Raw genomic sequence first — 25860 nt, forward strand, 5'->3', positions numbered from 1 at the left:
CGGTCGCTGGGTAGGCTGACCGGGTCTCTCTCGGAGCGTCGCCTGAACGGCGGCGCTTCGCGATCTGCCTGCATATCGCAACGATAGTCTTGAATCGGAGCGATCACTTTCAGATATCGAAGTTTCAAATCCCAATAATGATGTTCACGTTTCATGCGCGCCCGTTGTTTGCGAAGCGCGCGGTCGGCCGCGTGTTTTGCGGTCTGGCCCTGTGTTTTTGCGCTGCCATACCCAAATGTTCATTCGCGACAGAACTGTTGACCCTATATCGTGAGGCACTGCATTTCGATGCGCGAATTTCTGCCGCTCGGGCAGCCCATGCGGCCGGGAGAGAAGCATTGCCTCAAGCGAGAGCTAGGTGGCTGCCTACAGTTGAAGTGCAAGGCCGTGCGATGCAGGAGTCGTCGGAAACGTCCCAGATCGGCTCAACTGCTCAGATTGCAACTGGATATACCATTTCCCTCAAGCAGCCCATTGTCAATGTGGAAGCATGGCACGGCTATCAGCGTGGCGTTCTCTTGGTGACGAAGGCGGATGTCACGCTTGCAAAGGCAAATCAGGAGCTCATGCTGCGAGTCGCAGAGGCCTATCTCGAGTTTCTGGAGGCGCAGCACGTTGCGTCATTGGCAAAGGCGCAACGCGTTGCCGTTGCCGAGCAACTGGCGCAAGCGAAAGCCAGCGTATCGCAAGGCGTTACGACGATTGTTGATGTTCATGAAGCTACGGCCAGTCTCGATCAGGCAATCGCTGATGAAATCGACGCGCAAGGCGCCGTCGACCTGAAGCAAAGTTCGCTCGCATTGGTTATCGGTCGTAAAGTTCAGCGCGGAGCTATGCCGCAATTCAAAGACCCTTTACCAACTCCGGTCCCGAGCGATGCGAGCGTCTGGGTGGAACACGCTGAGCAGTATGCTTATGCTGTGCAGTTGAGTGCCATTGCGATGGAGGTTGCGAAAAGGGAAACAGCAAAGGCCTATGCCGGACACATGCCGAGCGTTGATCTGATCGCGAGTCGGGAGAGCCGCAGTCGCTATGGTGGCTCGCCATATTGGAGCGGGGCGAGGGACGAGAGCCGGGTCGGCATTCAGATTCAAATTCCGATTTTCTCCGGATTTTCAGTCCAAAGTCGGGTTCGCGAGACGTTGGCTTTGGTCGAACAGGCGTCGGACGAACTGACGGAAGCGCGGCGCGTAGCAGGGCTCGAAGCACAAAAGGCCTATCTGAGCGTGACGACCGGATTGATGCGTATTGCCGCCCTTGAGGTCGGGGAAACGTCCGCTCAAACAGCACTCGAATCGAACCAAGTTGGGTATGAGTACCATGTTCGCCCAAGCGTCGATGTGCTAAATGCGCAATACAAGCTCTACCGCGTACGTCGCGAACTTGCCCAAGCTCGGTATCGGGTATTGATTGGAAGCCTGAAGCTGAAAGCGAGTACCGCATCGCTTGTCGAGGCGGATATCGCAGCGGCGAGTGCCTTGCTAGGGTGCACTTGAGGAAGGCGCCTCGTAACAGGTAAAAGCCCGACGAGCAACAAAGTTGTTCGCCGGGCTTTCTTCCTTCGTTGAAGGCGATGATGCGCTATGTCGTTACGACGTGCGCAAAATCTCCCTTAAGCCGCTGCAAGCAATTGACGCAGCACGAACGGCAGGATGCCGCCGTGCTTGTAGTAATCCACTTCGATCGGCGTGTCGATACGCAGCAGGACTTGCACCTTTTGCGTTTCGCCGTTCTTGCGATGGATCACCAGCGTGACGTCTTGCTGCGGCTTGATGTCGGCCGTCAGACCTTCGATGTCGTACGTTTCTTCGCCCGTGATGCCGAGCGATTCCACGCTGTCCGAACCCTTGAATTGCAGGGGCAGAACGCCCATGCCGACCAGGTTGGAGCGGTGGATACGTTCGAACGAACGGGTGATGACTGCCTTCACGCCCAGCAGTTGCGTGCCCTTGGCTGCCCAGTCGCGCGACGAACCCGTGCCGTACTCTTCGCCACCGAACACCACCGTCGGGGTGTTCTCGCCGACGTACTTCATTGCGGCGTCGTAGATCGAGAGCTGTTCGCCGCTCGGCTGGTGAATCGTCAGGCCGCCTTCCACACGCGAGCCATCGGCCTTTGCGGGAATCATCAGGTTCTTGATACGGACGTTGGCGAACGTGCCGCGCATCATCACTTCGTGGTTACCGCGGCGCGAGCCGTAGCTGTTGAAGTCGGCCTTGAGCACGCCGTTTTCCAGCAGCCACTTGCCAGCCGGCGACGTTTCCTTGATCGAGCCTGCCGGGCTGATGTGGTCCGTCGTCACCGAGTCACCGAACACGCCCAGTGCGCGTGCGCCCTGGATCGGCTTGATGTCGGCGTTCGGTTCCATCGAGAAGCCGTCGAAGAACGGCGGCTCGGCGATGTAGGTCGACGTCGGCCAATCGTAGACCTGACCCTTCGAGCCCTTGACCTTCGCCCACAGCGGGCTCGGTTCCTTCACCGAGTCGTAGTTGGCCTTGAACACCTTTGCGTTCATGGCGAACTTCATCAGCTTGTGGATTTCTTCGCTGGTCGGCCAGATGTCGCCCAGGAAGACATCGCGGCCACCCTTGCCCTTGCCGACCGGTTCGGTCATCAGGTCACGCGTGACGTTGCCAGCGATGGCGTAAGCCACGACCAGCGGGGGCGAGGCGAGGAAGTTGGCGCGGATGTTCGGGTGAATACGCGCTTCGAAGTTACGGTTGCCCGACAGCACGGCGGCCGCGACCATGTCGTTCTTCGTGATCGTCTCGTTCAGTTCGGCCGTCAGATCGCCAGCGTTACCGATACAGGTCGTGCAGCCATAAGCCGTCACGCCGAAGCCGAGCTTCTCGAGGTATCCCAGCAGACCGGCTGCGTGCAGATACTCGGTGACCACACGGCTTCCCGGGGCGAGCGACGTCTTGATGTGCGGTGCGACCTTCAGACCGGCTTCCACAGCCTTCTTCGCCAGCAGACCGGCAGCGAGCAGCACGCTCGGGTTCGACGTGTTCGTGCACGACGTAATGGCAGCAATGAGCACGTCGCCGTTGTTCACGTCGATGCCGCTGGCCGTCTTGTACGTAGCGTCGAGTTGTTCTTGCGTCAGATTGAAACCGTTCTCGGCGACCGGCTTCGTGAACAGGTCCTTGAACGTCGACTTCACGTTGCCGATTTCGATGCGGTCTTGCGGACGCTTCGGGCCTGCCAGCGACGGTGCGACCGTGCCGAGGTCCAGCTTGAGCGTCTTGGTGTAATCGATGCTGTCCGTCTTCGGCACGCCGAAGAGGTTCTGGGCCTTGAAGTACGATTCGAACGCGTCGATTTCGGCCTTCGTGCGACCCGTGCCCTTGAAGTAATCGATCGTCTTTTCGTCGACCGGGAAGAAGCCCATCGTCGCACCGTATTCCGGCGCCATGTTGGCGATGGTGGCGCGGTCCGGCAGTGCGAGGCTCGACGTGCCTTCGCCGAAGAATTCGACGAATTTACCCACGACCTTCTCGCGACGCAGCATTTCCGTGATCGTCAGCACCAGGTCGGTGGCGGTCACGCCTTCGCGCAGACGGCCCGTCAGCTCCACGCCGACGACGTCCGGCGTCAGGAAGTACACCGGCTGACCCAGCATGCCGGCTTCGGCTTCAATGCCGCCCACACCCCAGCCCACCACGCCGATACCGTTGATCATGGTCGTGTGGCTGTCCGTGCCGACGAGCGTGTCCGGATAGAACACATCGTCCTTCTTGTGCACGCCGCGTGCCAGATATTCCAGGTTCACCTGGTGGACGATGCCATAGCCCGGTTGCACGACGCCGAACGTGTCGAACGCCTGCATCCCCCACTTCATGAACTGGTAGCGCTCGTTGTTGCGCTGGAATTCCAGCTTCATGTTCAGATCGAGCGCCTTCTTCTCGCGGAAGTGATCGATCGTGACCGAGTGGTCGACCACCAGATCCACCGGCACCAGCGGCTCGATGCGCTTCGGGTTCGTGCCCTGACGCTCGGCGACGTTACGCATGGCGGCCAGGTCGGCCAGCAGCGGCACGCCCGTGAAATCCTGCAGCACGACACGCGCGACGACGAACGGAATTTCGTCGGTGCGCTCGGCGTTCGGTTTCCAGTTGGCCAGTTGTTTGACGTGCTCTTCGGTCACCTTCTTGCCGTCGCAGTTGCGCAGCACGGACTCGAGCACGAGGCGGATCGACACCGGCAGGCGTTCGACATTCACACCCAGGGCCTTGCCCAGTTGGGGCAGCGAGTAGAACTTGCCTTTCTTGTTGCCGCCGAGCTTGAACTCTTTAAGCGTTTTGTGGAGGTTGTGGGCCATGATCTTTCCTTGAGTGATACAGAAAAACAAAGCGTGGTGAAGCTATTAGTGGGGGCCGGTATCGTGCAGGCACCTGCCTGGGTGCCCGCTACGATGCCGGTAGGTCATGCGTCCGGCGTGCCGGGTACTGCGAAGACTTCCGATGTTCCGATGAAACCAAATGTGCAACAGTGCAACAGGAAAGCGGCTGGCGCATCACGTGAACTGCGCCGGTGTCGACCCGGCGCCTGCTCAGTTGGTCACCTTGATCAACTCGTTCGATTGCGTCGGTGCTGTCTTGTTCTGTTCCGACATCGCTTGCGTCATGCACTCGTCAGCCAGGCGGTTGCCGCCATCGCGGTGCGTGAAGAGCATGGCCTTGGTCGGAATCACGACCAGATCCATGCCGCTTGCTGCGTCATAGAAACGGTCCGCGCCGGTCGTCGTTTGCTGACGCGGCAGTCGGTAGTTGCGGCCTTCCCAGAACATCGTCAGGATCTGGTCGCGCTTCATGTCACCCTTGAGGTACAACTTATTGTTCTCTTTGCAGCTCCAGAGTTCCGAGCCTTCGTCCGGTTGCGCAGGGGCTGCAGCGACAGTGGCCTTCTTCTTGGCCGGGGCCTTCCTCTTCGGAGCGGCCTTCTTGGTCGTGGCCTTGCTCGCCGGCTCGGCGGCAAATGCCGTCGGGACGAGGGCAACGGAGCACAGGGCAACCAGCGCAGTCAGACAAAGCTTCTTCATGGTGAGTCTCTCCAGAGGGTAAGAACCGTCGTTTGCAAAAGCGCAGATTATCGTACGAAGTCTGCGTCGTTCGACGTCACCACACAAATTTTTTCAATTCCTTTCACGCAAGCGCAACAAGCGACGGCGGTAAGTGCCGGCGTCGCGATGGATTGTGTTGCGGTGCGGAAAGTCACGATATCGGCAATTCGCCGAGTCTGGCGGCGCTTCGGTCCAAAACCGTCCCGACAAGAGTGCGGGAAGCGCTGCGGGCGGAGTGCTTGGCGAAACGAACGCGAGGGTGGGGGCTTGACGGCGTTCAGTCCGGCGTTCAGTCCGGCGTTCAGCAAGGCGTTCATTGCGTTCGCCGCGGGCATTACGCAGGCGCCGGAGATCCGGGGCAGTGCGCTGCTTGCGGCAATCGGACGCTGCATTCGCTTGGCCAAGAAATCGCTCGATGATGCGTGAGGGAGTGGCGGGATCATAACGTCGTAGCAAGTTGGCGTGCTACCGGGGTACGTTACGTCGTCACTCTGGATTCGAGGAACTTACGGGTGCTGCTTTTGATGCGGGGGGAGTTGCGCCGGCACTGGGGGTAGCCGCCGGCGCAGTTTCGGCCCGTTGCGACGCTTTTGGCATCGCGCGGGGCCGGCTCCCGGGGTATTCCTGGGAAATCAGCCCAACAGATGGGCCACGCCAGCGCGCTCTTCTTCGAGCTCCTTGAGCGTGAAGTCCATCTTTTCACGCGAGTAGGCGTCGATCTCGAGGCCTTCCACGCGCTTGTACTTGCCGTTTTCGCAGATCACCGGCACGCCGTAGATCACGTCTTCCGGGATGCCGTACGAGCCGTCCGACGGGATACCCATCGTGACCCACTTGCCGTTCGAGCCCAGCACCCAGTCATGGATGTGGTCGATGGCAGCGTTGGCAGCCGAAGCGGCCGACGACAGGCCACGGGCTTCGATGATGGCGGCGCCGCGCTTGCCGACGGTCGGCAGGAACACGTCGTTGTTCCACACGTCGTCGTTGATCGTGGCCTTCACGCTTTGGCCGTCGATCGTGGCGAAGCGGTAGTCGGCGTACATCGTCGGCGAGTGGTTGCCCCACACGGCCAGCTTTTCGATGCTCGCGACCGGCTTGCCGGTCTTGGCGGCGAGTTGCGACAGGGCACGGTTGTGATCCAGGCGCAGCATCGCGGTGAAGTTTTCCTTCGGCAGATTCGGGGCCGACTTCATGGCGATGTAGGCGTTGGTGTTCGCCGGGTTGCCGACGACCAGCACCTTGACGTTGCGGCTGGCGACTTCGTCCAGGGCCTTGCCCTGCACCGTGAAGATAGCGCCGTTCGCTTCGAGCAGATCCTTACGTTCCATGCCCTTCGAGCGCGGACGGGCGCCAACCAGCAGGGCGACGTCGGCATCCTTGAAGGCGACCTTCGGGTCGTCGGTCACGACCACGCCGGCCAGCAGCGGGAACGCGCAGTCTTCGAGCTCCATCACGACGCCCTTGACGGCGGCTTGAGCTTGCGGGAGGTCGAGCAGTTGCAGGATTACGGGCTGATCCTTGCCGAGCATGTCGCCATTGGCGATACGGAAGAGCAGGGAGTAGCCGATTTGGCCAGCGGCGCCGGTGACGGCGACACGCATTGCGGGTTTTGCCATGAGAATCTCTCCAGACGTGTACAAATAATCCTGCGAAGCTCAGGATGGGCTCACCGTCCGGGTGGCAATTTTTGCCAGGCTGACAGCGCCGCGTCACATGAAGCTTCTAAAATTCCTTGACCTACGGAAGCTTGCGGGCTGCGCGGGGAGTGCTGCCGTCGACATGTGCGAAGCACCGGACGCTCTTATCTTATAAGATAGCCGCTGCGGGCCGCAGGCCCCTGTTAGCCCGCGCCAGTGTAGGAGTCGCCAGAACGAATGTCAACTCTATCTTATGTCTTATATAAGACATAGGATTATTGCTGTTATTCGATGGACGAAGGTCTTGATTTGTGGTCAAATCCCCGCCATGAATGCGAACGTTCGCGACACATCCAACACCACGCCGCCTGTCGACGCGCCGCAGCGATCGGACAGCGCGCGCGATGTCGCTCAGGTCTCCCCGGCTGCATCGGCTGCATCGGCTGCTCAGGCTGTGCAGGGTGGCGTGACCGCCGGAGCGTCGCCGACCTTCAGTCCGCTGTACCAGCAGATCAAGGGGCTCATTACCCAGAGCCTGCAAGCCGGCGAATGGAAGCCCGGCGAAATCATTCCCAGCGAAGTCGATCTGGCAGGCCGTTACAAGGTCAGTCAGGGAACGGTGCGCAAAGCCATCGACGAGCTGGCGGCCGAGAACCTGCTGGTGCGCCGTCAAGGTCGAGGCACGTTTGTCGCCACCCATCATGAAGACCGGGTGCAGTTCCGGTTTCTGCGTCTCGCGCCCGACTCGGGCGAACCCCATCACCCGCCCAGCCGCCTGATTGAGTGCCGCCGTATGCGCGCACCGGCGGAAATCGCACGTCAGCTGGATCTGCGCGCAGGCGACGGCGTGATTCTGATCCGTCGCATGATGGATTTCTCGGACCGTCCGACGGTGCTCGATGAAATCTGGCTGCCGGGGTCGCTGTTCCGTGGGTTGACGGCGGAAAAGCTCAATGAATACAAGGGGCCGATGTACGGCCTGTTCGAAGACGAATTCGGTACGCGCATGATCCGCGCCGTGGAGAAAGTCCGCGCCGTGGCCGCAGACGACATGACGGCGGATCTGCTGAAGGTGCCGAAGGGTTTTCCTCTTCTGAGTGTGGAGCGCGTTTCCTACACTTATGGAGACAAACCGGTGGAAGTGCGCCGGGGTTGGTATGTCACCACGGAACATCATTATCAGAACGAACTAAGTTGAAGACGAAGTCGAGTCTGACGTGAAATTGTTGAGAGGGTAGGGCGACTTCCCCAGGGATGCGCCGGTGTCGTGGTCGGCAAGTGCCTGAAAGTCGAGGCTTGGGGGCGGCGTGTCGTGCGCCGTTGGCAGGAATTTCCGGAGCGTTGGAACCGGTATGGTGCAATGCACTAGAATCGGCGCTAAAATCCGGGGCTGATGTAACTACATGGGGTCTAGCATGGCTGAAGTGGTAAAAAAAGAGCGGCCAGTCTACAGGAATATCGGTATCGGACAGATTGTCTCGTACCGTCTCCCGCCGGCTGGTATCGTTTCGATCCTGCACCGTATTAGCGGTGTCATCTTGTTCCTTCTGTTGCCGTTCGCGCTGTATCTGTTCGAACAGAGCCTCACGTCGGAACTGACCTTCGAAACGCTTCGAAGCGTCGCCTCCAACTGGTTTGTCAAACTCGTCATCCTGGCGTTGTCGTGGGGCTTCCTGCACCACTTCTGTGCTGGCGTGCGCCACCTGCGCATGGACTTCAATCACGACGCAGTGAGCAAGGAAGGCGGCAAGAATTCGGCTGTAGTCGTGCTGGCCGTGTCGCTGGTGCTGACGCTGGCCGTCGCCCTCAAGCTGTTCGGAGCGTTCTAAGATGGCACAGAACAATATCGGTTCCAAGCGCCTGGTCGTCGGCGCCCACTACGGCCTGCGCGACTGGATTGCGCAGCGCATGACCGCAGTGATCATGGCCGTGTACACGGTGATCCTGCTGGTGTGGTTCTTCACCGCCAAGAACTTCTCCTACGAAGGCTGGGCCGGCATCTTCTCGCATCAATGGATGAAGTTGGCCACGTTCGTTACGCTGCTCGCGCTGTTCTATCACGCGTGGGTCGGCATTCGCGACATCTGGATGGACTACGTCAAGCCCGTCAGTGTGCGACTGGCGCTGTATGCGCTGACGATCGTCTGGCTGCTGGCTTGTGCCGGCTATGCCGCGCAGATTTTGTGGAGAGTGTAAAGAATGGCTGCAATTAAAAATTCGCTGCCGCGCCGCCGCTTTGACGTCGTCATCGTGGGCGCAGGTGGTTCGGGCATGCGCGCTTCGCTGCAACTGGCCAAGGCCGGTCTGTCGGTGGCGGTGCTGTCTAAGGTGTTCCCCACCCGTTCGCATACCGTGGCCGCTCAGGGCGGCATTGGCGCTTCGCTTGGCAACATGAGCGAAGACAACTGGCATTACCACTTCTACGACACCATCAAGGGCTCCGACTGGCTCGGCGACCAGGATGCGATCGAGTTCATGTGCCGTCAGGCACCGAACGCTGTCTACGAGCTGGAACACTTCGGCATGCCGTTCGACCGTAACCCGGACGGCACGATTTACCAGCGCCCGTTCGGCGGCCACACGGCGAACTACGGCGAGAAGCCCGTCCAGCGCGCTTGCGCGGCCGCTGACCGTACCGGTCACGCCCTGCTGCACACGCTGTACCAGCAAAACGTCGCAGCCAAGACCCACTTCTTCGTGGAGTGGATGGCGCTCGACCTGATCCGCAACGAAGAGGGCGATGTCCTCGGCGTGTCGGCACTGGAACTCGAAACCGGCGAAGTCTACCTGCTCGAAGGCAAGTGCACGTTGTTCGCGACCGGCGGTGCCGGCCGTGTGTACGCCGCTTCGACCAACGCGTTCATCAACACCGGTGACGGTCTGGGCATGGCTGCGCGTGCAGGCATTCCGCTCGAAGACATGGAATTCTGGCAATTCCACCCGACCGGCGTGGCCGGCGCGGGCGTGCTGATCACCGAAGGTGTGCGCGGCGAAGGCGGTATTCTGCGTAACTCGAACGGCGAGCGTTTCATGGAGCGCTACGCCCCGACGCTGAAGGATCTGGCGCCGCGTGACTTCGTGTCGCGCTCGATGGACCAGGAAATCAAGGAAGGCCGTGGCTGCGGCCCGAACGGCGACTACGTGCTGCTCGACCTCTCGCACATCGGTGCCGAGACGATCATGAAGCGCCTGCCGTCGATTCGCGAAATCGCACTGAAGTTCGCCAACGTCGACGCGATCAAGGAACCGATCCCCGTCGTGCCGACCATCCACTATCAGATGGGCGGTATTCCGACGAACTACAACGGTCAGGTCGTGCTGCAGAAGGACGGCTCGTCGGTGCCCGTCAACGGCTTCTACGCTGTGGGCGAGTGCTCGTGCGTGTCGGTCCACGGTGCCAACCGTCTGGGTACGAACTCGCTGCTCGACCTCGTGGTGTTCGGTCGTGCCGCCGGTAACCACATCGTCGACTTCGTCAAGAACCACGGCGACCACAAGCCGCTGCCCGCCGATGCTGGCGACAATGCACTGGCGCGCCTCGGCCGTCTGGAAGCCTCCAGCTCGGGCGAGTACGCACAGGACATCGCTAACGACATCCGCGCGACGATGCAGAAGCACGCCGGCGTGTTCCGTACCTCGGACCTGCTCAAGGAAGGCGTGGACGAGATCAAGCAAGTGGCCGAGCGCGTGTCGCACGTCCACCTGAAGGACAAGTCGAAGGTGTTCAACACGGCGCGTATGGAAGCGCTGGAAGTCGACAACCTGATCGAAGTGGCCAAGGCCACCATGATCGCAGCGGAAGCCCGTAAGGAAAGCCGCGGTGCGCACGCACACAGCGACTACCCGGAGCGCGACGACGCCAACTGGATGCGCCACTCGCTGTTCTTCAGCGAAGGCAACCGTCTGGATTACAAGCCGGTGCAGATGAAGCCGCTGACCGTCGACTCGGTTCCGCCCAAGGCGCGGACGTTCTAAGGGATTCGCAAGATCATGAAACGCATTTTTGAAGTCTACCGTTACGATCCGGACAAGGATGCCGCACCGTACATGCAGACCTACGAGGTCGAACTCGACGGTCACGAGCGCATGCTGCTCGACGCATTGGTGAAGCTCAAGAAGATCGACGAAGGCATCGCTTTCCGCCGCTCGTGCCGCGAAGGCGTGTGCGGTTCGGACGCTATGAACATCAACGGCAAGAATGGTCTGGCCTGCCTGACCAACATGAACGATCTGCCGCACAAGATCGTGCTCAAGCCGTTGCCGGGTCTGCCCGTCATTCGCGACCTGATCGTCGACATGACGCACTTCTTCAACCAGTACCACTCGATCAAGCCGTACCTGATCAATCCCGAGCCGGCACCGGAGAAGGAGCGTCTGCAGTCGCCCGAACAGCGTGATGAGCTCGATGGTCTGTACGAGTGTATTCTGTGCGCATCGTGCTCGACGTCGTGCCCGAGCTTCTGGTGGAACCCGGACAAGTTCGTCGGCCCGGCCGGCCTGCTCCAGGCTTACCGCTTCATCGCGGACAGCCGCGACACGGCGACCAGCGAGCGTCTGGACAATCTGGAAGATCCGTACCGCCTGTTCCGCTGCCACACGATCATGAACTGCGTGGATGTGTGCCCGAAGGGTCTGAACCCGACGAAGGCCATCGGCAAGATCAAGGAGCTGATGGTGCGTCGCGCCGTCTGACCCAACGATCATGCCGGATACCAATCACCAGTCCGATCCGGTAAAACGTGCCCGCCTGCGCTGGCGGGCACGCCGCGGTTTGCTGGAAAACGACCTCATTCTCGAACGATTCTTCGCCAAGTACGAAGCTTCGCTGACTGACGAGGATGTGGGCGCCCTCACAAAGCTGCTCGATTTGAGCGACAACGATTTGATGGATCTGCTGCTAGCGCGTAAAGAGCCCGAGGCGGATCTGGACGGGCCGGACGTGCAGCGCCTGCTGGCGCTTTTGCGTGCCGTGTAGGGGTTTTGGAATTTTTTTGAGGAAGCGATATGACTCCGTCTGATGTTAAAGCCACCCTATCTTTCTCCGACGATTCGCCCAGCGTAGAGCTGCCGATTTATCAGGGAACGATGGGCCCGGATGTGATTGACATCCGCAAGCTGTACGGCCAGACCGGCAAGTTCACGTATGACCCCGGCTTTATGTCGACGGCGTCGTGCAATTCGGCCATCACCTACATCGATGGCGACAAGGGTGAGCTGCTGTACCGCGGCTACCCGATCGAGCAGTTGGCCACCAACTGCGACTTCCTCGAGACCTCGTACCTGCTGCTCAAGGGCGAACTCCCGAACGCCGAAGAAAAGAAGGACTTCGTCGATACGGTGACCCGTCATACGATGGTTCACGAGCAGATGAACTTCTTCTTCCGTGGCTTCCGTCGCGACGCTCACCCGATGGCCGTGCTGACGGGTTCGGTGGGTGCTCTGTCGGCGTTCTACCACGACTCGCTCGACATCAATAACCCGAATCACCGCGAAGTCTCGGCGATTCGTCTGATCGCCAAGTTGCCGACGCTCGTCGCCATGGCGTACAAGTACAGCATCGGTCAGCCGTTCGTGTACCCGAGCAACGACCTGTCGTACAGCGCGAACTTCATGCGCATGATGTTCGCCAACCCGTGCGAAGAGTACAAGGTCAACGACGTGCTGGTGCGCGCTCTCGACCGTATCCTGATCCTGCACGCAGATCACGAGCAGAACGCTTCGACGTCGACCGTCCGTCTGGCCGGTTCGTCGGGTGCGAACCCGTTCGCCTGTATCGCTGCCGGTATCGCATGTCTGTGGGGCCCGGCGCACGGTGGTGCGAACGAAGCCGCGCTGAACATGCTCGAGCAGATCGGTTCGCCGGACAAGATCCCCGAATTCATCAAGCAAGTGAAGGACAAGAACTCGGGCGTGAAGCTGATGGGCTTCGGTCACCGCGTGTACAAGAACTACGACCCGCGTGCCAAGCTGATGCGCGAGACGTGCTACGAAGTGCTCAACGAACTGGGCCTGCACGACGACCCGCTGTTCAAGCTGGCCATGCAGCTCGAGAAGATCGCCCTGGAAGACGAATACTTCGTGTCGCGCAAGCTGTACCCGAACGTCGACTTCTACTCGGGCATCGTTCAGCGCGCGCTGGGCATCCCGACGTCGATGTTCACCTGCATCTTCGCGCTGGCCCGCACCGTGGGCTGGATCGCGCAGTGGAACGAAATGATCGGCGAGCCGGATCAGAAGATCGGCCGTCCGCGTCAGCTGTTCATCGGCCACACGCCGCGCGAAGTCGCGCCGATCGGCAAGCGTTAAGCCTGTCGAGGCGTCCGGCACGGCCCCTGCTTGCCGTGCCGGCACCGCAACCTTGCCGAAACGGCAAGGCGGTGCGGCCCGCAACGAGCCCTCGTTGCGCTATATTCGAATCCACGGCACAAGCTGCCGTGATTCGCACAAATCCCCGGTTCATCGTGCGTTTACCGCCCGGTTTCCCGGGGATTTCGTATTCCGCCGGCGCGAAAGCGCTATGGCATAATCAAAAGTTCACAGAACCGTAATTTGCGTTCTCAGAACTACATTGCGCCCCCGAGTTTTTATCATGGCCAAGACGCTGTATGACAAGTTGTGGGATGCACACGTCGTGCATACCGAGGACGATGGCACGACCGTGCTCTACATCGACCGTCATCTGTTGCATGAGGTGACCAGTCCGCAGGCGTTTGAGGGTCTAAAACTCGCGCAGCGTCCGGTCTGGCGTTTGTCCGCCAACCTCGCGGTGTCGGATCACAATGTGCCGACCACCGACCGCACGCAAGGCATTGCCGATCCGGTCTCGCGTTTGCAAGTCGATACGCTCGACGCGAACTGCGATAACTTCGGCATCACCCAATTCAAGATGAATGATGTCCGTCAGGGCATCGTGCACGTGATCGGGCCGGAGCAGGGCGCAACGCTGCCTGGCATGACGGTCGTGTGCGGCGACTCGCATACGTCCACGCACGGCGCTTTCGGTGCGCTGGCGTTCGGTATCGGTACGTCGGAAGTCGAACACACGCTCGCGACGCAGACCTTGCTCATGAAGAAGAGCAAGAACATGCTCGTGAAGGTCGAGGGCACGCTGCCGCGTGGCTGCTCGGCGAAGGACATCGTGCTGGCCGTCATTGGCAAGATCGGCACGGCCGGCGGCACGGGCTACACCATCGAGTTCGCCGGCTCGGCGATTCGCTCGCTCACGATGGAAGGCCGCATGACCGTGTGCAACATGGCGATCGAAGCCGGTGCGCGCGCGGGTCTGGTGGGCGTTGACGATACGACCATCAACTACGTGAAGGGCCGTCCGTTTGCGCCGACCGGGGTGGAGTTCCAGCAGGCCGAAGCCTACTGGCGCGGCTTCCATACCGACGCCGGTGCGGCGTTCGATCATGTGGTCGAGATCGACGCCAACACGCTGCGTCCGCAGGTGAGCTGGGGGACGTCGCCGGAAATGGTCGTGAGCATTGAAGATCGCGTGCCGGATCCCGAGAAGGAAAAGGACCCGGTCAAGCGCAGCGCCATGGAGCGCGCGCTCGAATATATGGCGCTCACGCCGGATACCCCGATGTCGAGCATCAACGTCGACAAGGTGTTCATCGGCTCGTGCACCAACTCGCGCATCGAAGACATTCGTGCGGCGGCGTACGTCGTAAAGAAGCTCGGCCGACGTGTGGCGTCGAACGTGCGTCTGGCGATGGTGGTGCCGGGCTCGGGGCTGGTCAAGCATCAGGCAGAGCAGGAAGGGCTGGATCAGGTCTTCAAGGCCGCCGGTTTCGAATGGCGTGAGCCGGGCTGCTCGATGTGTCTGGCGATGAACGCCGACCGTCTGGAGTCGGGCGAGCGTTGCGCTTCCACGTCGAACCGTAACTTCGAAGGCCGTCAGGGCGCGGGTGGACGTACCCACCTGGTGAGCCCGGCGATGGCGGCGGCCGCCGCCATCGAAGGCCATTTCGTCGACGTGCGTCGTCTCGTCTGACGGGCGAGCATCGATTTATCCGTTGTTGGACATTTTCTTTGATAGAGACAAGACCATGAAGAAACTGTGGATGCTGATCGGTGCGGTGCTGCTGTTGGGCGTGGCGGGTTGCAACACGATGGCGGGCCTCGGCAAAGACACGCAAGCCGCTGGCTCGGCGCTCGAAAACGCCGCGAAGAAGTGATGCGACGGTGTGCGTCGCGCAGGCGGACGCCTCGCACGCACACCTACAAATTTCAGGTTTGACGGCCCGCTGTACAAGCGACAGGCCTCAGCCGAACTGTTTTGATCAGGTGGTTCGTGATGGAAAAATTTACCGTCCATACGGGGTTGGTGGCACCGCTGGATCGCGAAAACGTCGATACCGACGCGATCATCCCCAAGCAATTCCTGAAGTCGATCAAGCGCACGGGTTTCGGCCCGAACCTGTTCGACGAGTGGCGTTATCTCGATGTCGGTCAGCCGGGCCAGGATTGCAGCACGCGTCCGCTCAACCCGAATTTCGTGCTGAATCAGCCGCGCTTCCAGGGCGCAACGGTGCTGCTCGCGCGCAAGAACTTCGGCTGCGGCAGCTCGCGTGAGCACGCCCCGTGGGCATTGCAGCAATACGGTTTCCGTGCCGTGATTGCGCCGAGCTTCGCCGACATCTTCTTCAACAACTGCTACAAGAACGGGCTGCTGCCGATCGCGCTGTCCGAGATGCAGGTCGACCATCTGTTCAACGAGACGGCCGCGTTCAACGGCTATCAGTTGACCATCGATCTGGACAAGCAGGCGGTCATCACGGCCGACGGTCGCGCTTATGAGTTCGACATCGCGCCGTTCCGCAAGTACTGCCTGTTGAACGGTTTCGACGATATTGGCCTGACGCTGCGTCACGCCGACAAGATTCGCGCCTATGAGGCCGAGCGGCTCGCCAAGCAGCCGTGGCTCGCAACGCGTCTGCCGGGCTAAGTCCCGCGTAGGCAAGGCACATCCAAGGAGATTGCATGAAAATCGCTGTGTTGCCGGGTGACGGCATTGGTCCGGAAATCGTGACGGAAGCCGTCAATGTGCTCAACGCGCTTGGCGAGAAGTTCGAGCTGGAAGAAGCGCCGGTGGGTGGTGCAGGCTACGAGGCAGCGGGGCATCCGCTGCCGGACGCCACGCTCAAGCTGGCCAAGGAAGCTGACGCCATTCTGTTTGGCGCGGTGGGCGACTGGAAGTACGACTCGCTGGAGCGCGCACTGCGTCCCGAGCAGGCGATTCTGGGGCTGCGCAAGCACCTTCAGCTGTTCGCCAACTTCCGTCCGGCCATCCTGTACAAGGAACTGGCCGACGCATCGAGCCTGAAGCCGGAGATCGTCGCAGGTCTTGATATCCTGATCATTCGCGAGCTGAATGGCGACATTTACTTCGGTCAGCCCAAGGGCTTCCGTCAATCGCCGGATGGGGCTTTCGAAGGTGCACGCGAAGGTTTTGATACCATGCGCTATAGCGTGCCCGAAGTGGAGCGTATCGCGCACGTGGCTTTCCAGGCCGCGGCCAAGCGCGATAAGCGTCTTTGCTCGGTGGATAAGGCCAACGTGCTGGAGACGTCGCAACTGTGGCGCGACACGATGATCGAGGTCGCGAAGCAGTATCCGGAGGTCGAGCTGTCGCATATGTACGTCGACAATGCCGCGATGCAACTGGTCAAGGCACCTAAGAACTTCGACGTGGTGGTGACGGGTAACATGTTCGGCGATATCCTGTCGGACGAGGCCGCGATGCTCACGGGTTCGATCGGCATGCTGCCGTCGGCGTCGCTGGATGCCAATAACAAGGGGTTGTACGAGCCGTCGCACGGTTCGGCCCCCGATATCGCCGGTAAGGGCGTGGCCAATCCGTTGGCGACGATCCTGTCGGCAGCCATGATGCTGCGTTACACGCTGGGTCGTGCCGAACAGGCCGACCGTATCGAAAACGCCGTGAAGAAGGTGCTGGCGCAGGGGTTGCGCACGCCCGACATCTGGCAGGAAGGCGCGACCAAGGTCGGTACGCGCGAAATGGGTGCAGCAGTGGTTGCTGCGCTTTAACGTTGATGGGGCGTCGGGAGACGCCCCTTGGCGCAATTGCAACGATAAGAGAGTGGATAAATGAAAACCGTAGGTCTGGTAGGTTGGCGGGGCATGGTCGGTTCGGTTCTGATGCAGCGTATGCAGCAGGAGAACGACTTTGCCTTGATCGAGCCGGTGTTTTTCAGCACCAGCAACGCGGGCGGCAAAGCCCCGTCGATGGCGAAGAACGAAACTTCGCTGAAAGACGCCAATGATGTCAATGAGCTGAAAAAATGCGACATCATCATTACCTGCCAGGGCGGTGACTACACAACAGAAATCTTCCCGAAGCTGCGTGCAGCGGGTTGGAACGGTTACTGGGTGGATGCAGCGTCGACGCTGCGCATGAAGGACGACGCGATCATCGTGCTCGATCCGGTCAACCTCGACGTCATCAAGAACGCGCTCACCAAGGGCACGAAGAACTTCGTCGGCGGCAACTGCACGGTCAGTTGCATGCTGATGGGCCTGGGCGGTCTGTTCCAGCACGGTCTGGTCGACTGGCTCACGTCGATGACGTATCAGGCGGCATCGGGTGGCGGTGCACAACACATGCGCGAGCTGCTCACGCAGTTCGGCTCGATCAACGCTGAAGTCAAGGCGCTGCTCGACGATCCGCACTCGGCGATTCTCGAGATCGACCGCAAGGTCCTCGCCAAGCAACACGCGCTGACGGCTGACGAAACGAAGCAATTCGGCGTGCCGCTCGGTGGTAACCTGATTCCCTGGATCGACAAGGATCTGGGCAACGGTCAGTCGAAGGAAGAGTGGAAGGGCGGTGCCGAGACCAACAAGATTCTGGGTCTGGGCGACGGCTTCCCGGGCACGCGTGCCATTCCGGTCGACGGTCTGTGCGTGCGTATCGGTGCGATGCGTTGCCACAGCCAGGCGCTGACCATCAAGCTTACGAAAGATGTGCCGTTAGACGAACTGACCGACATCATCGGCCAGGCGAACGACTGGGTTAAGGTGGTGCCGAACACGCGCGACGCGTCGATGACCGATTTGACGCCTGCGGCAGTGACCGGCACGATGACGATCCCGGTGGGGCGCTTGCGCAAGATGTCGATGGGTCCGGAGTACCTGTCGGCATTTACGGTGGGCGATCAACTGTTGTGGGGCGCGGCAGAACCGCTGCGCCGCATGCTGCGGATCCTGCTCGACGCGTAAGCGTTGCAGCGTATCGGTAAGGCGTGAAGAACGGCGGCCCGCGAGGCCGCCGTCCGCGCTTTGGGGGCCACTCGTATTGCATGAGTGACCAGTGACAAACGACTGACAGGCTAGACAAGACACAGTGCGGAAATACTCGACCGGCAAGCGCGCAAATTCGTCCCGCAATTCGTTTCGCTTGAGTGCGGCGGCGGCTGTCTTGTGGAGCCTCGGGCTCCTGAACGCCGGCGCGGCCGAGTTCGGTCCGCAACAGGTTCGCTCGGGTCCGGGCCAGCCGTTGCGCGCCGTGATCGTGCTGGGCAATGTCTCGCAGGCCGAGGCCGATGGCTTGTCGGTGAAGCTCGCGCCGCGAGATGCTTTCAAGCAGGCTGGGCTGCGCTACGATCCGACGCTCGACAAGCTGTCCGTGTCGGTGACGCCCACGGGCGGTCGCGACGCGGGGTACAGCGGCACGTATCTCGTGCATGTCGATTCGGCTGAGCCGGTCAGCACGTCGTTCCTCGATTTGTTGCTGGTGCTCGAATGGCGCACGGGGCGTCAGTCGAACGCGGTGACGCTGTCGGCCATTCCGGAAGCCAGTGCTGCGCAGCCGCGGGCTGTCGTGCCTGCTGCTGCGGCCAATTCTGCCGCCGGTGCCGACGCATCGGCTTCCACGTCTCGCTCAGCCGCCGCTGCTGCGCCTGCCGCGCCAGCACCCGCTGGTAACGGCGCGGAGCAACGTGCTGCCGCTGCATCGGGCGAGAACGCTCGCACGGTGACACGCGGCGACTCGCTGTCGTCGATTGCGCGCGAGTACACGGGCGGGGAAGGTGGCACGACGCTGGCCCAGATGATGACCGCGCTGTTCGAGTCGAATCGTTCGGCGTTCATCGGCAACGATCCCAACCGTTTGCGCCAGGGGGCGACGTTGAATCGTCCCGCCGATGCGCAAGTGCAGAGCATTCCGCCTGCGCAGGCACGCAAGTTCGTGTCCGCCGCGCGGGAACAGTTTGACGCGTATCGCGCGCGGCTGGCCGATTCCACGGCGCAGCAGGCAGCACCGGCCGGTGGCCGCAGTGCACAGGGCGCGATCGAGGCGGGCAAGGCACCGGAAGCTGCCGCCCCCGCCACACGCGATGAGTTGAAGTTGTCGCGACCCGGTAAGGGAGGCACGGCGGGCCGTGCCGGCGGCAACGAAGAAGAGCAAATCGCCCAGGGCAAGGCTCAGACCGAGGCTCAGGGCAGGGTGAATGAGTTGCAGAAGAACGTAGCAGATCTCCAGAAGCTGTTGGCGATGAAGAATCAGGCCGTCGCTAATCTGGAGCAGCAGGCCGCCACCGCTTCCGGGGCGTCTGCGCAAGAGAAGACGGCGAAATCCGCCGATGGCAAGACGACCGCACCTGCGGCCGCAGGCACCAAGCCGACGACGAGCGCGGCGGCGAATGACACGAATGCCAACGCAAAGGCGGCCGCTGCTGCCGCGAGCAATGCGACGGCAGCAGCGGCCTCCGGGGCGGCTGCGAGCGATGCCGCATCGGCTGCATCGGCGGATGCGACCGCCTCCGAGGCAACGGCGGTTGCCGCTCCGGCAAGTGATGTCGCTGCGGCCTCCGCAGCCGCGGCGGCCAGCGCACCGGCTGCCGAATCCAAGCCGACGCCGAACGCCGCCATGAACTGGGGTGCAGTCACGCAGAATCCGTATGTGCTGCCGGGCGCTGGCGTGCTGGTGGTGTTGCTTGGCCTGTGGTGGCTGATGCGCCGCCGCCGCGCCGAGCCGCCGGTCGGCCAGCCGGGACCTTACGACGATGGTCGTGACGGTCAGGGTGGCAGTGTCGAGCCCACGTCCTCGCAAGACAAGCCGCAAGCGGCTGACGCCGTTGAGCCGACGTCGCACGGCGTTGCGACGGCTGCGGGCGTCGCCGCTGCGGGTGCCGCCGGTGCTGCCGCGCTATACGCCGCGAATCAGGCAGAGGCCGACGAACATCTGCATCCGGAAGCTGACGCAACGTGGACCGAGCCGGAGACGGAAGCGGCCGCACACGACGCACACGACGCACACGATGAATTCGCTCTGGATTCCGCGGCCGCGGCCTCGAACGAGTTGGATGCGTGGGACGCCGAGCACGCCCCGGTGACCGACGAACTGGCTGAAACGGCGCATGCCGAAGGCCTGGGCGAGTCGCAGGACGCAGCACACGCCGAGCAAGTCGTGTCCGAAGCCTTCGACGCCCCCGCTGAGCCGGTGGTGAATGAAGTGCCGACCCACGAGCCGGAGCCGGTGGCAGAAGCCGCCAGCGAGCCGGAAATCGATTGGGATGCGGCGTTTGCCGAAGAAGCCGGTCGGACGTCTGCGCCGCAGGCATCCCACGACGCACACGCCGACGATGCACTGACGTCGCTCGAAGCGCTGGGTGCGGCTGCCGCGACCGGTGGTGTTGCCGCCGAGACGCCGTCGCATGTTGAGCATGTGGATGCCACCCCCGAAGGCGGTGTGGCGGGCATGTTGGGCGATCTCGATCTGGGCATTCCGGGCCAGCCCGCGAACGTCGGCACGATTTCGAGTGACGCCTTGCCGTCACTAAGCAAGGGCATCGGCTCGGTGCAGTTCACGATGGCGCCTCCGGGCGACCCGCGACTGGACGCCGCTCACGCGGCGGATTCCGGCGATATGACTGACATGGCCGACCTCGACGATGAGCTGAGTGACGCAGACTTCGACGCCGCGATGCAGCAGGCCGCCAGCGCCACGGAAGCACCGCGTAGCTATACCGATGCGGCGCATGAAGCACCGTCGCTGCGTCCGATGTCGTTCGATTTGTCGGACTTCAGCCTCGATTTGAAGGGCGACGACGCACAGCCCGCCGCTACACCGGCATTCGTCAGCGCCCCGGCGCTCCCGGACGTGACTGGCGAGGAAGCGCTGGTCGAACACGAGACGCTGGAGACGTCGGCACCGCAGACGCCTTACGCCGAAGTGCCCGCAGCGCCGCAGCATCAGACTGCAGCACCGGAGGCATCGGCGCACGCGCCGGAAGCGATCGTCCCGCATCAGGTCGAGACCCGACCGAGCGCTGCGGCTGCGACCGAACCCGGTGTGCCGGACGAGTTCCACACGAAGCTCGAACTGGCGACGGCGTACCAGACGATTGGTGACGACGACGGCGCGCGCGAGTTGCTCGAAGAGGTGATTGCCGGTGGCGACGCTGCGCAGCAATCCGTCGCGCGCTCGCGGCTGGCTGAGTTGGGCAAGTAATCCCTGATCATCACGTCTCGCAACGCGCCTGCCGGGGCGTTGCGAGACGTGACCCGAACAAGACTGATTGACCGTAGTTTGGGGCGCTCGTTGGTTGAGCGCCCATTTTTCTTTTTCATATGCGAATCGCACTGGGCATCCATTACGACGGCACGGCGTTCTCCGGCTGGCAGTCGCAGCCGCACGGCAACACCGTGCAACAGACGCTCGAAGCCGCGCTGCGGGAATTCGGCGGTGTGGCGCTGCCGACCACGGTCGCGGGCCGCACCGACACCGGCGTGCATGGCATCGGTCAGGTGGTGCATTTCGATACCGATCTGGATCGCGCGATGTTCTCGTGGGTGCGCGGCGTGAACGCCTTCCTGCCGAAGACCGTCGCCGTGCAGTGGGCGAAGGCGATGCCGGACGATTTTCACTCCCGTTTCGCCGCTTTCGAACGCACGTACTTCTACGTCCTGTACGCGAATCCGGTGCGCTCGCCGTTGCTTGAAGGCCGTTGCGGCTGGCTGCATACGCCGCTCGATCTTGAGGCGATGCGTGAGGCGAGTCAGGCGCTGGTCGGCGAGCATGACTTCTCGGCGTTCCGTTCGTCCGAATGTCAGGCCAAGACACCGGTAAAGCATCTGTACGCCATCGATATTGAGCAGCACGGCGACTTCTTCCTCTTCCGCTTCCGTGCGAGCGCATTCCTGCATCACATGGTGCGCAACATCATGGGGTGTCTGGTGGCGGTCGGTCGTGGCCGTCAGCCCGCCAGTTGGATGACGCATGTGCTCGCAAGCGGCGACCGCCGTCAGGCGGCGCCGACCTTCATGCCGGACGGCCTGTATCTGGCGCGCGTCGGGTATCCTGAGCGATTCGACGTACCCGAGCCCAATTGGGCTGCGTGGCCGTTCCCGATGCCGTGGGCCAAGTCATGAAATCCCCGAATGCTGTGAAGTCTCGTACGCGTATCAAGATCTGCGGCCTGTCGCAGGCTGCCGACATCGACCACGCCGTGGCGCTGGGCGTCGACGCCATCGGTTTCGTCTTTTACCCGCCGAGCCCGCGTTACCTGGACCTCGCGCGTGCGGCCGAACTGGCCCGCCGGGTGCCGTCGTATGTGAGCCTTGTGGGGCTGTTCGTCAACGCGAGTGCCGACGAGATTGCCCGCACCGTGGACGCCGTTCCCCTCACCGCGCTGCAATTTCATGGTGACGAATCGCCCGAGCAATGCGCGACGTTGTCGGCGGCGGCGGGCAACCGTCCGTACATGCGCGCCATGCGTATTGGCCCGGACACGAAAGACAGTGGCGATTTGCTACAATTCGCCAATACATACACCGCCGCGCAAGGCATCTTGCTCGATGCCCTGGTCGAGGGCTACGGCGGTGGAGGAAAGGTTTTCGATTGGTCACTTATTCCAAAAGACATCGCGCGTCGGGCCGTTTTGAGTGGTGGCTTGAACGCACACAACGTTGCTGAAGCCATCCGCCGGGTGGCGCCCTATGCCGTCGACGTGTCGAGCGGTGTGGAGGCGTCGCGGGGCGTGAAGGATCACGCCCGCATGACGGCGTTCGTGCAAGCGGTTCTCGCTGCCGACGCTCAGTGAAGCAACCCGCCGGGGTGGCCGCAGGGGCTAGTTCTCCTGCTCTCCCGCCCTCCGGCAACCGATGAGTGACGACCATGTACGATTTACCTGACGCCAGCGGCCATTTCGGCCAATACGGCGGTGTCTTTGTGGCCGAGACGCTGATCCACGCGCTCGACGAATTGCGTGCGGCCTATGCCAAGTATCAGCACGATCCGGCCTTCCTCGAAGAATTCCATTACGAACTGAAGCACTACGTCGGCCGTCCGTCGCCGATCTATCACGCCAAGCGCTGGAGCCAGGAACTGGGCGGCGCGCAGGTGTACCTCAAGCGCGAAGACCTGAACCACACGGGCGCGCACAAGGTGAACAACGTGATCGGGCAGGCGCTGCTCGCACGTCGCATGGGCAAGCCCCGCGTGATCGCCGAGACCGGCGCAGGGCAGCACGGCGTGGCCACGGCGACCATCGCGGCGCGCTTCGGCATGGAGTGCGTGGTGTACATGGGTGCGGAAGACGTCAAGCGTCAGGCCGCCAACGTGTACCGCATGCAACTGCTCGGCGCGACCGTCGTGCCTGTGGAATCCGGCTCCAAGACGCTCAAGGACGCCCTGAACGAAGCCATGCGCGACTGGGTGACGAACGTCGAAAACACGTTCTACATCATCGGCACCGTGGCAGGTCCGCACCCGTACCCGATGCTCGTGCGCGACTTCCAGAGCGTGATCGGCGAAGAGTGCAAGGTGCAGATGCCTGAACTCGCGGGGCGTCAGCCGGACTACGTGCTGGCCTGCGTGGGCGGCGGTTCGAACGCGATGGGGATTTTCTACCCGTACATCGACGTGCCGGACGTGAAGCTCGTGGGCGTGGAAGCGGCTGGCGACGGCATCGAGACCGGTCGTCACGCCGCGTCGATCATCGGCGGCACGCCCGGCGTGTTGCACGGCAACCGTACCTATCTGCTCCAGGACGCCAACGGCCAGATCACCGAGACGCATTCGATCTCGGCCGGTCTGGACTACCCCGGTGTCGGTCCCGAGCACGCCTGGCTGCACGACATCAAGCGCGCCGAGTATGTGGGCATTACCGACGACGAAGCGCTGCGGGCCTTCCACGATTGCTGCCGGATCGAGGGCATCATCCCTGCGCTGGAGTCGAGCCATGCGCTCGCTTACGCGTGCAAGCTTGCGCCGACGCTGCCGAAGGATCAGATCGTTCTGGTCAATCTCTCGGGGCGTGGCGACAAGGACATGCACACCGTGATGGCGCTGGCCAAGCCGGAACCCTCGGGCACCTGAGCGGCGCGGCGAGACTCCATCGATCCTAAGGTTAAGGACAACAGAACCAGCATGACCGATCTGACTGATCGCAAGGCACAGAATGACGTCCTCGGGACCGAGCGTCCCATGGACGCCACCGAAGCCGCCGCCGCACGTCTCGAGGCCATGGAAGCGGCCGGCGAGTTGCGCGCGCGTTGGGCGCCGGGCGACATCACGTTGCGTCATGCGGACTTCCTGCAACATCTGCACGAACTGGAAGACGGCAGCGTCGACCTGATCCTGGCCGACCCGCCTTACGGGCTCGGCAAGGACTACGGCAACGACTCCGACAAGCGCTCCGGCGAGGACTTCCTCGGCTGGACGTACGGTTGGCTCGAAGCGGCGATTCCGAAGCTCGCGCCGCGCGGCTCGCTCTACCTGTTCTGCACGTGGCAGTACGCCCCGGAACTGTTCGTCTTTCTCAAGCAGCGCATGCTGATGATCAACGAGATCATCTGGGATCGCCGCGTGCCCAGCATGGGCGGCAGTACGCGGCGATTCTCGTCCGTGCACGACAACATCGGTTTTTTCGCGATCTCGAAGGACTATTACTTCGACCTCGACGCCGTGCGCGTGCCGTACGATGCCGCCACGAAGAAGGCGCGCTCGCGCCGTATCTTCGAAGGCAGCAAGTGGCTGGAGCTGGGCTATAACCCCAAGGATCTGTGGTCGATCTCGCGATTGCACCGGCAAGACCCCGAACGCGTCGATCATCCGACGCAGAAACCGCTGCATATCATCGAGCGCATGGTGCTGGCCAGTTGCCCGCCCGGCGGTCTCGTGCTCGACCCGTTCATGGGCAGCGGCACGACTGCCGTGGCCTGCGCGCTGCACGGCCGACGTTTCGTCGGCTACGAGCTGAACGCGCACTACCACGCGCTCGCAAACCAACGACTTCAGAGACTTTCCGATCATGTCCCGCATTCAAGCGACGTTCCAAGCCTTGCAAGCGCAGGGTAAAAAGGGCCTCATTCCGTTCATTACCGCCGGCGACCCGGAGCCGGGGTGGACGGTCAAGCTGATGCACGCACTGGCCGACAACGGCGCCGACGTCATCGAACTCGGCGTGCCGTTCTCGGACCCGATGGCCGACGGTCCCGTCATTCAGCGTGCCTCTGAGCGCGCACTCGCCCGTGGGGTAAGCCTGGCCGAAGTGCTGGGCTATGTCGCCGTCTTCCGTCAGACCAACGACCGCACGCCGATCGTGCTCATGGGCTACGCCAATCCGATCGAAGCGATGGGGCTCGACGCCTTTGCCGAGCGTGCCGCTAAAGCAGGTGTGGACGGCGTGCTGGTCGTCGATTACCCGCCCGAGGAGGCCGAAGGCTTCGCCGGTGCCGTGCGCGCGCAGGGCATCGATCCGATCTTCCTGCTCGCCCCGACGTCGACCGATGCGCGCATTGCTGCGGTGGCGCGTCAGGCCAGCGGCTACCTGTATTACGTCTCGCTCAAGGGCGTGACCGGTGCGGCGAGTCTGGATCTGGACAGCGTGGCGTCGAAGATCCCCCAAATCAAGGCGGTCGCCGACCTGCCGGTGGGCGTGGGCTTCGGTATTCGCGACGCCGAAACGGCCCGCGCCGTGGCAAGTGTGGCCGATGCTGTCGTGATCGGCAGCGCCATCGTGCAACGTCTGGAAAACACGCCGCGTGATCTGGAGGGGCAGAACGCGGTAAAATCGCTGGCTGAATTTATCGGCGGTATCCGTCAGGCGCTCGACTCGGGCGCCAAATCGGCGTAAATTCGCGGCAGAAATTTGCCCGGATGGCGCTGCATGACGCAGATCTGCTCGGTAA

23 protein-coding genes are annotated in these 25860 nt (G+C 62.1%); 19 read left to right on the forward strand and 4 right to left on the reverse strand.

What is annotated here, in order from left to right:
- The first annotated feature begins 137 nt into the window (after positions 1 to 137).
- Positions 138 to 1496 (forward strand): TolC family outer membrane protein, encoded by a 1359-nt coding sequence (locus PCO31010_RS14420; protein WP_150664866.1) that lies wholly within the window; start codon positions 138 to 140, stop codon positions 1494 to 1496.
- Positions 1497 to 1612: 116 nt separating this feature from the next.
- Here PCO31010_RS14420 and acnA read toward each other — a convergent pair whose 3' ends face one another.
- The 4 genes from acnA to PCO31010_RS14440 all read right to left on the reverse strand — a co-directional run bounded on the left by acnA (position 1613) and on the right by PCO31010_RS14440 (position 6678).
- The gene (gene acnA / locus PCO31010_RS14425) at positions 1613 to 4321 is read right to left on the reverse strand and encodes an aconitate hydratase AcnA (protein WP_150664867.1); all 2709 of its coding nucleotides are present in this window, start codon (positions 4319 to 4321) and stop codon (positions 1613 to 1615) included.
- A gap of 231 nt (positions 4322 to 4552) precedes the next feature.
- Positions 4553 to 5041, reverse strand: coding sequence for a hypothetical protein (locus PCO31010_RS14430; protein ID WP_150664868.1), 489 nt, complete (start codon positions 5039 to 5041; stop codon positions 4553 to 4555).
- Positions 5042 to 5088: 47 nt separating this feature from the next.
- Positions 5089 to 5379 carry a hypothetical protein gene (locus PCO31010_RS14435; RefSeq protein ID WP_150664869.1) on the reverse strand — a complete coding sequence of 97 codons (291 nt, stop codon included), beginning with the start codon at positions 5377 to 5379 and terminating at the stop codon, positions 5089 to 5091.
- 315 nt (positions 5380 to 5694) lie between these two features.
- Positions 5695 to 6678, reverse strand: a complete 984-nt coding sequence (locus PCO31010_RS14440; RefSeq protein ID WP_150664870.1) for a malate dehydrogenase — start codon at positions 6676 to 6678, stop codon at positions 5695 to 5697.
- Positions 6679 to 7018: 340 nt separating this feature from the next.
- Here PCO31010_RS14440 and PCO31010_RS14445 point away from each other — a divergent pair, with 340 nt between their 5' ends.
- The 18 genes from PCO31010_RS14445 (at position 7019) to trpA (ending at position 25805) form a co-directional block, all read left to right on the forward strand.
- Positions 7019 to 7897, forward strand: coding sequence for a GntR family transcriptional regulator (locus tag PCO31010_RS14445; RefSeq protein WP_246184619.1), 879 nt, complete (start codon positions 7019 to 7021; stop codon positions 7895 to 7897).
- 217 nt (positions 7898 to 8114) lie between these two features.
- Positions 8115 to 8528 (forward strand): succinate dehydrogenase, cytochrome b556 subunit, encoded by a 414-nt coding sequence (gene sdhC / locus PCO31010_RS14450; RefSeq protein ID WP_039399176.1) that lies wholly within the window; start codon positions 8115 to 8117, stop codon positions 8526 to 8528.
- A gap of 1 nt (position 8529) precedes the next feature.
- Positions 8530 to 8895, forward strand: a complete 366-nt coding sequence (gene sdhD, locus PCO31010_RS14455; RefSeq protein WP_039399175.1) for a succinate dehydrogenase, hydrophobic membrane anchor protein — start codon at positions 8530 to 8532, stop codon at positions 8893 to 8895.
- Between the two features lie 3 nt (positions 8896 to 8898).
- Positions 8899 to 10674 (forward strand): succinate dehydrogenase flavoprotein subunit, encoded by a 1776-nt coding sequence (gene sdhA, locus PCO31010_RS14460; protein ID WP_150664871.1) that lies wholly within the window; start codon positions 8899 to 8901, stop codon positions 10672 to 10674.
- A gap of 12 nt (positions 10675 to 10686) precedes the next feature.
- On the forward strand, positions 10687 to 11391 hold the full coding sequence (locus PCO31010_RS14465; protein ID WP_150664872.1) for a succinate dehydrogenase iron-sulfur subunit: 705 nt from the start codon (positions 10687 to 10689) through the stop codon (positions 11389 to 11391).
- Between the two features lie 10 nt (positions 11392 to 11401).
- Positions 11402 to 11674: an FAD assembly factor SdhE gene (locus PCO31010_RS14470; protein ID WP_039399170.1), complete on the forward strand. Its 273-nt coding sequence runs from the start codon at positions 11402 to 11404 to the stop codon at positions 11672 to 11674.
- A gap of 29 nt (positions 11675 to 11703) precedes the next feature.
- On the forward strand, positions 11704 to 13005 hold the full coding sequence (gltA, locus tag PCO31010_RS14475; protein WP_150664873.1) for a citrate synthase: 1302 nt from the start codon (positions 11704 to 11706) through the stop codon (positions 13003 to 13005).
- Between the two features lie 283 nt (positions 13006 to 13288).
- On the forward strand, positions 13289 to 14698 hold the full coding sequence (leuC, locus tag PCO31010_RS14480; protein ID WP_150576795.1) for a 3-isopropylmalate dehydratase large subunit: 1410 nt from the start codon (positions 13289 to 13291) through the stop codon (positions 14696 to 14698).
- Positions 14699 to 14753: 55 nt separating this feature from the next.
- Positions 14754 to 14882 (forward strand): entericidin A/B family lipoprotein, encoded by a 129-nt coding sequence (locus tag PCO31010_RS14485; protein ID WP_023596599.1) that lies wholly within the window; start codon positions 14754 to 14756, stop codon positions 14880 to 14882.
- Positions 14883 to 15001: 119 nt separating this feature from the next.
- A complete protein-coding gene (leuD, locus tag PCO31010_RS14490; protein WP_039403621.1) occupies positions 15002 to 15652 on the forward strand; it encodes a 3-isopropylmalate dehydratase small subunit in 651 nt (216 codons plus the stop codon).
- A 35-nt stretch (positions 15653 to 15687) separates the two neighbouring features.
- Complete coding sequence (gene leuB, locus PCO31010_RS14495; RefSeq protein ID WP_150576797.1) at positions 15688 to 16755, forward strand: 3-isopropylmalate dehydrogenase; 1068 nt, start codon at positions 15688 to 15690, stop codon at positions 16753 to 16755.
- Between the two features lie 60 nt (positions 16756 to 16815).
- Positions 16816 to 17946, forward strand: a complete 1131-nt coding sequence (asd, locus tag PCO31010_RS14500) for an aspartate-semialdehyde dehydrogenase (protein WP_150664874.1) — start codon at positions 16816 to 16818, stop codon at positions 17944 to 17946.
- A 199-nt stretch (positions 17947 to 18145) separates the two neighbouring features.
- Positions 18146 to 21178, forward strand: coding sequence for a motility hub landmark protein FimV (locus tag PCO31010_RS14505; protein ID WP_174984746.1), 3033 nt, complete (start codon positions 18146 to 18148; stop codon positions 21176 to 21178).
- Positions 21179 to 21297: 119 nt separating this feature from the next.
- Positions 21298 to 22098 carry a tRNA pseudouridine(38-40) synthase TruA gene (gene truA / locus PCO31010_RS14510; RefSeq protein ID WP_150664876.1) on the forward strand — a complete coding sequence of 267 codons (801 nt, stop codon included), beginning with the start codon at positions 21298 to 21300 and terminating at the stop codon, positions 22096 to 22098.
- Positions 22095 to 22769, forward strand: coding sequence for a phosphoribosylanthranilate isomerase (locus PCO31010_RS14515; protein ID WP_150664877.1), 675 nt, complete (start codon positions 22095 to 22097; stop codon positions 22767 to 22769). The genes truA and PCO31010_RS14515 overlap by 4 nt, the downstream gene beginning before the upstream one ends.
- Positions 22770 to 22843: 74 nt before the next feature.
- Positions 22844 to 24046, forward strand: a complete 1203-nt coding sequence (gene trpB, locus PCO31010_RS14520) for a tryptophan synthase subunit beta (RefSeq protein WP_150664878.1) — start codon at positions 22844 to 22846, stop codon at positions 24044 to 24046.
- Positions 24047 to 24154: 108 nt separating this feature from the next.
- Complete coding sequence (locus PCO31010_RS14525) at positions 24155 to 25027, forward strand: DNA-methyltransferase (protein WP_039403618.1); 873 nt, start codon at positions 24155 to 24157, stop codon at positions 25025 to 25027.
- Complete coding sequence (gene trpA / locus PCO31010_RS14530; protein WP_039399155.1) at positions 24981 to 25805, forward strand: tryptophan synthase subunit alpha; 825 nt, start codon at positions 24981 to 24983, stop codon at positions 25803 to 25805. The genes PCO31010_RS14525 and trpA overlap by 47 nt, the downstream gene beginning before the upstream one ends.
- Positions 25806 to 25860 lie beyond the last annotated feature (55 nt).

Origin of the sequence: Pandoraea commovens, assembly GCF_902459615.1 — a bacterium.
In the GTDB taxonomy this organism is placed as follows: Bacteria; Pseudomonadota; Gammaproteobacteria; order Burkholderiales; family Burkholderiaceae; genus Pandoraea; species Pandoraea commovens.

Bases quoted from the DNA above. Each gene is read 5' to 3' on its own strand.
- PCO31010_RS14420 (WP_150664866.1), top strand. From the start codon at position 138: ATGATGTTCACGTTTCATGCGCGCCCGTTGTTTGCGAAGCGCGCGGTC.
- acnA (WP_150664867.1), bottom strand. From the start codon at position 4,321: ATGGCCCACAACCTCCACAAAACGCTTAAAGAGTTCAAGCTCGGCGGC.
- PCO31010_RS14430 (WP_150664868.1), bottom strand. From the start codon at position 5,041: ATGAAGAAGCTTTGTCTGACTGCGCTGGTTGCCCTGTGCTCCGTTGCC.
- PCO31010_RS14435 (WP_150664869.1), bottom strand. From the start codon at position 5,379: ATGAACGCCTTGCTGAACGCCGGACTGAACGCCGGACTGAACGCCGTC.
- PCO31010_RS14440 (WP_150664870.1), bottom strand. From the start codon at position 6,678: ATGGCAAAACCCGCAATGCGTGTCGCCGTCACCGGCGCCGCTGGCCAA.
- sdhC (WP_039399176.1), top strand. From the start codon at position 8,115: ATGGCTGAAGTGGTAAAAAAAGAGCGGCCAGTCTACAGGAATATCGGT.
- sdhD (WP_039399175.1), top strand. From the start codon at position 8,530: ATGGCACAGAACAATATCGGTTCCAAGCGCCTGGTCGTCGGCGCCCAC.
- sdhA (WP_150664871.1), top strand. From the start codon at position 8,899: ATGGCTGCAATTAAAAATTCGCTGCCGCGCCGCCGCTTTGACGTCGTC.
- PCO31010_RS14470 (WP_039399170.1), top strand. From the start codon at position 11,402: ATGCCGGATACCAATCACCAGTCCGATCCGGTAAAACGTGCCCGCCTG.
- gltA (WP_150664873.1), top strand. From the start codon at position 11,704: ATGACTCCGTCTGATGTTAAAGCCACCCTATCTTTCTCCGACGATTCG.
- leuC (WP_150576795.1), top strand. From the start codon at position 13,289: ATGGCCAAGACGCTGTATGACAAGTTGTGGGATGCACACGTCGTGCAT.
- PCO31010_RS14485 (WP_023596599.1), top strand. From the start codon at position 14,754: ATGAAGAAACTGTGGATGCTGATCGGTGCGGTGCTGCTGTTGGGCGTG.
- leuD (WP_039403621.1), top strand. From the start codon at position 15,002: ATGGAAAAATTTACCGTCCATACGGGGTTGGTGGCACCGCTGGATCGC.
- leuB (WP_150576797.1), top strand. From the start codon at position 15,688: ATGAAAATCGCTGTGTTGCCGGGTGACGGCATTGGTCCGGAAATCGTG.
- asd (WP_150664874.1), top strand. From the start codon at position 16,816: ATGAAAACCGTAGGTCTGGTAGGTTGGCGGGGCATGGTCGGTTCGGTT.
- truA (WP_150664876.1), top strand. From the start codon at position 21,298: ATGCGAATCGCACTGGGCATCCATTACGACGGCACGGCGTTCTCCGGC.
- PCO31010_RS14515 (WP_150664877.1), top strand. From the start codon at position 22,095: ATGAAATCCCCGAATGCTGTGAAGTCTCGTACGCGTATCAAGATCTGC.
- trpB (WP_150664878.1), top strand. From the start codon at position 22,844: ATGTACGATTTACCTGACGCCAGCGGCCATTTCGGCCAATACGGCGGT.
- PCO31010_RS14525 (WP_039403618.1), top strand. From the start codon at position 24,155: ATGGACGCCACCGAAGCCGCCGCCGCACGTCTCGAGGCCATGGAAGCG.
- trpA (WP_039399155.1), top strand. From the start codon at position 24,981: ATGTCCCGCATTCAAGCGACGTTCCAAGCCTTGCAAGCGCAGGGTAAA.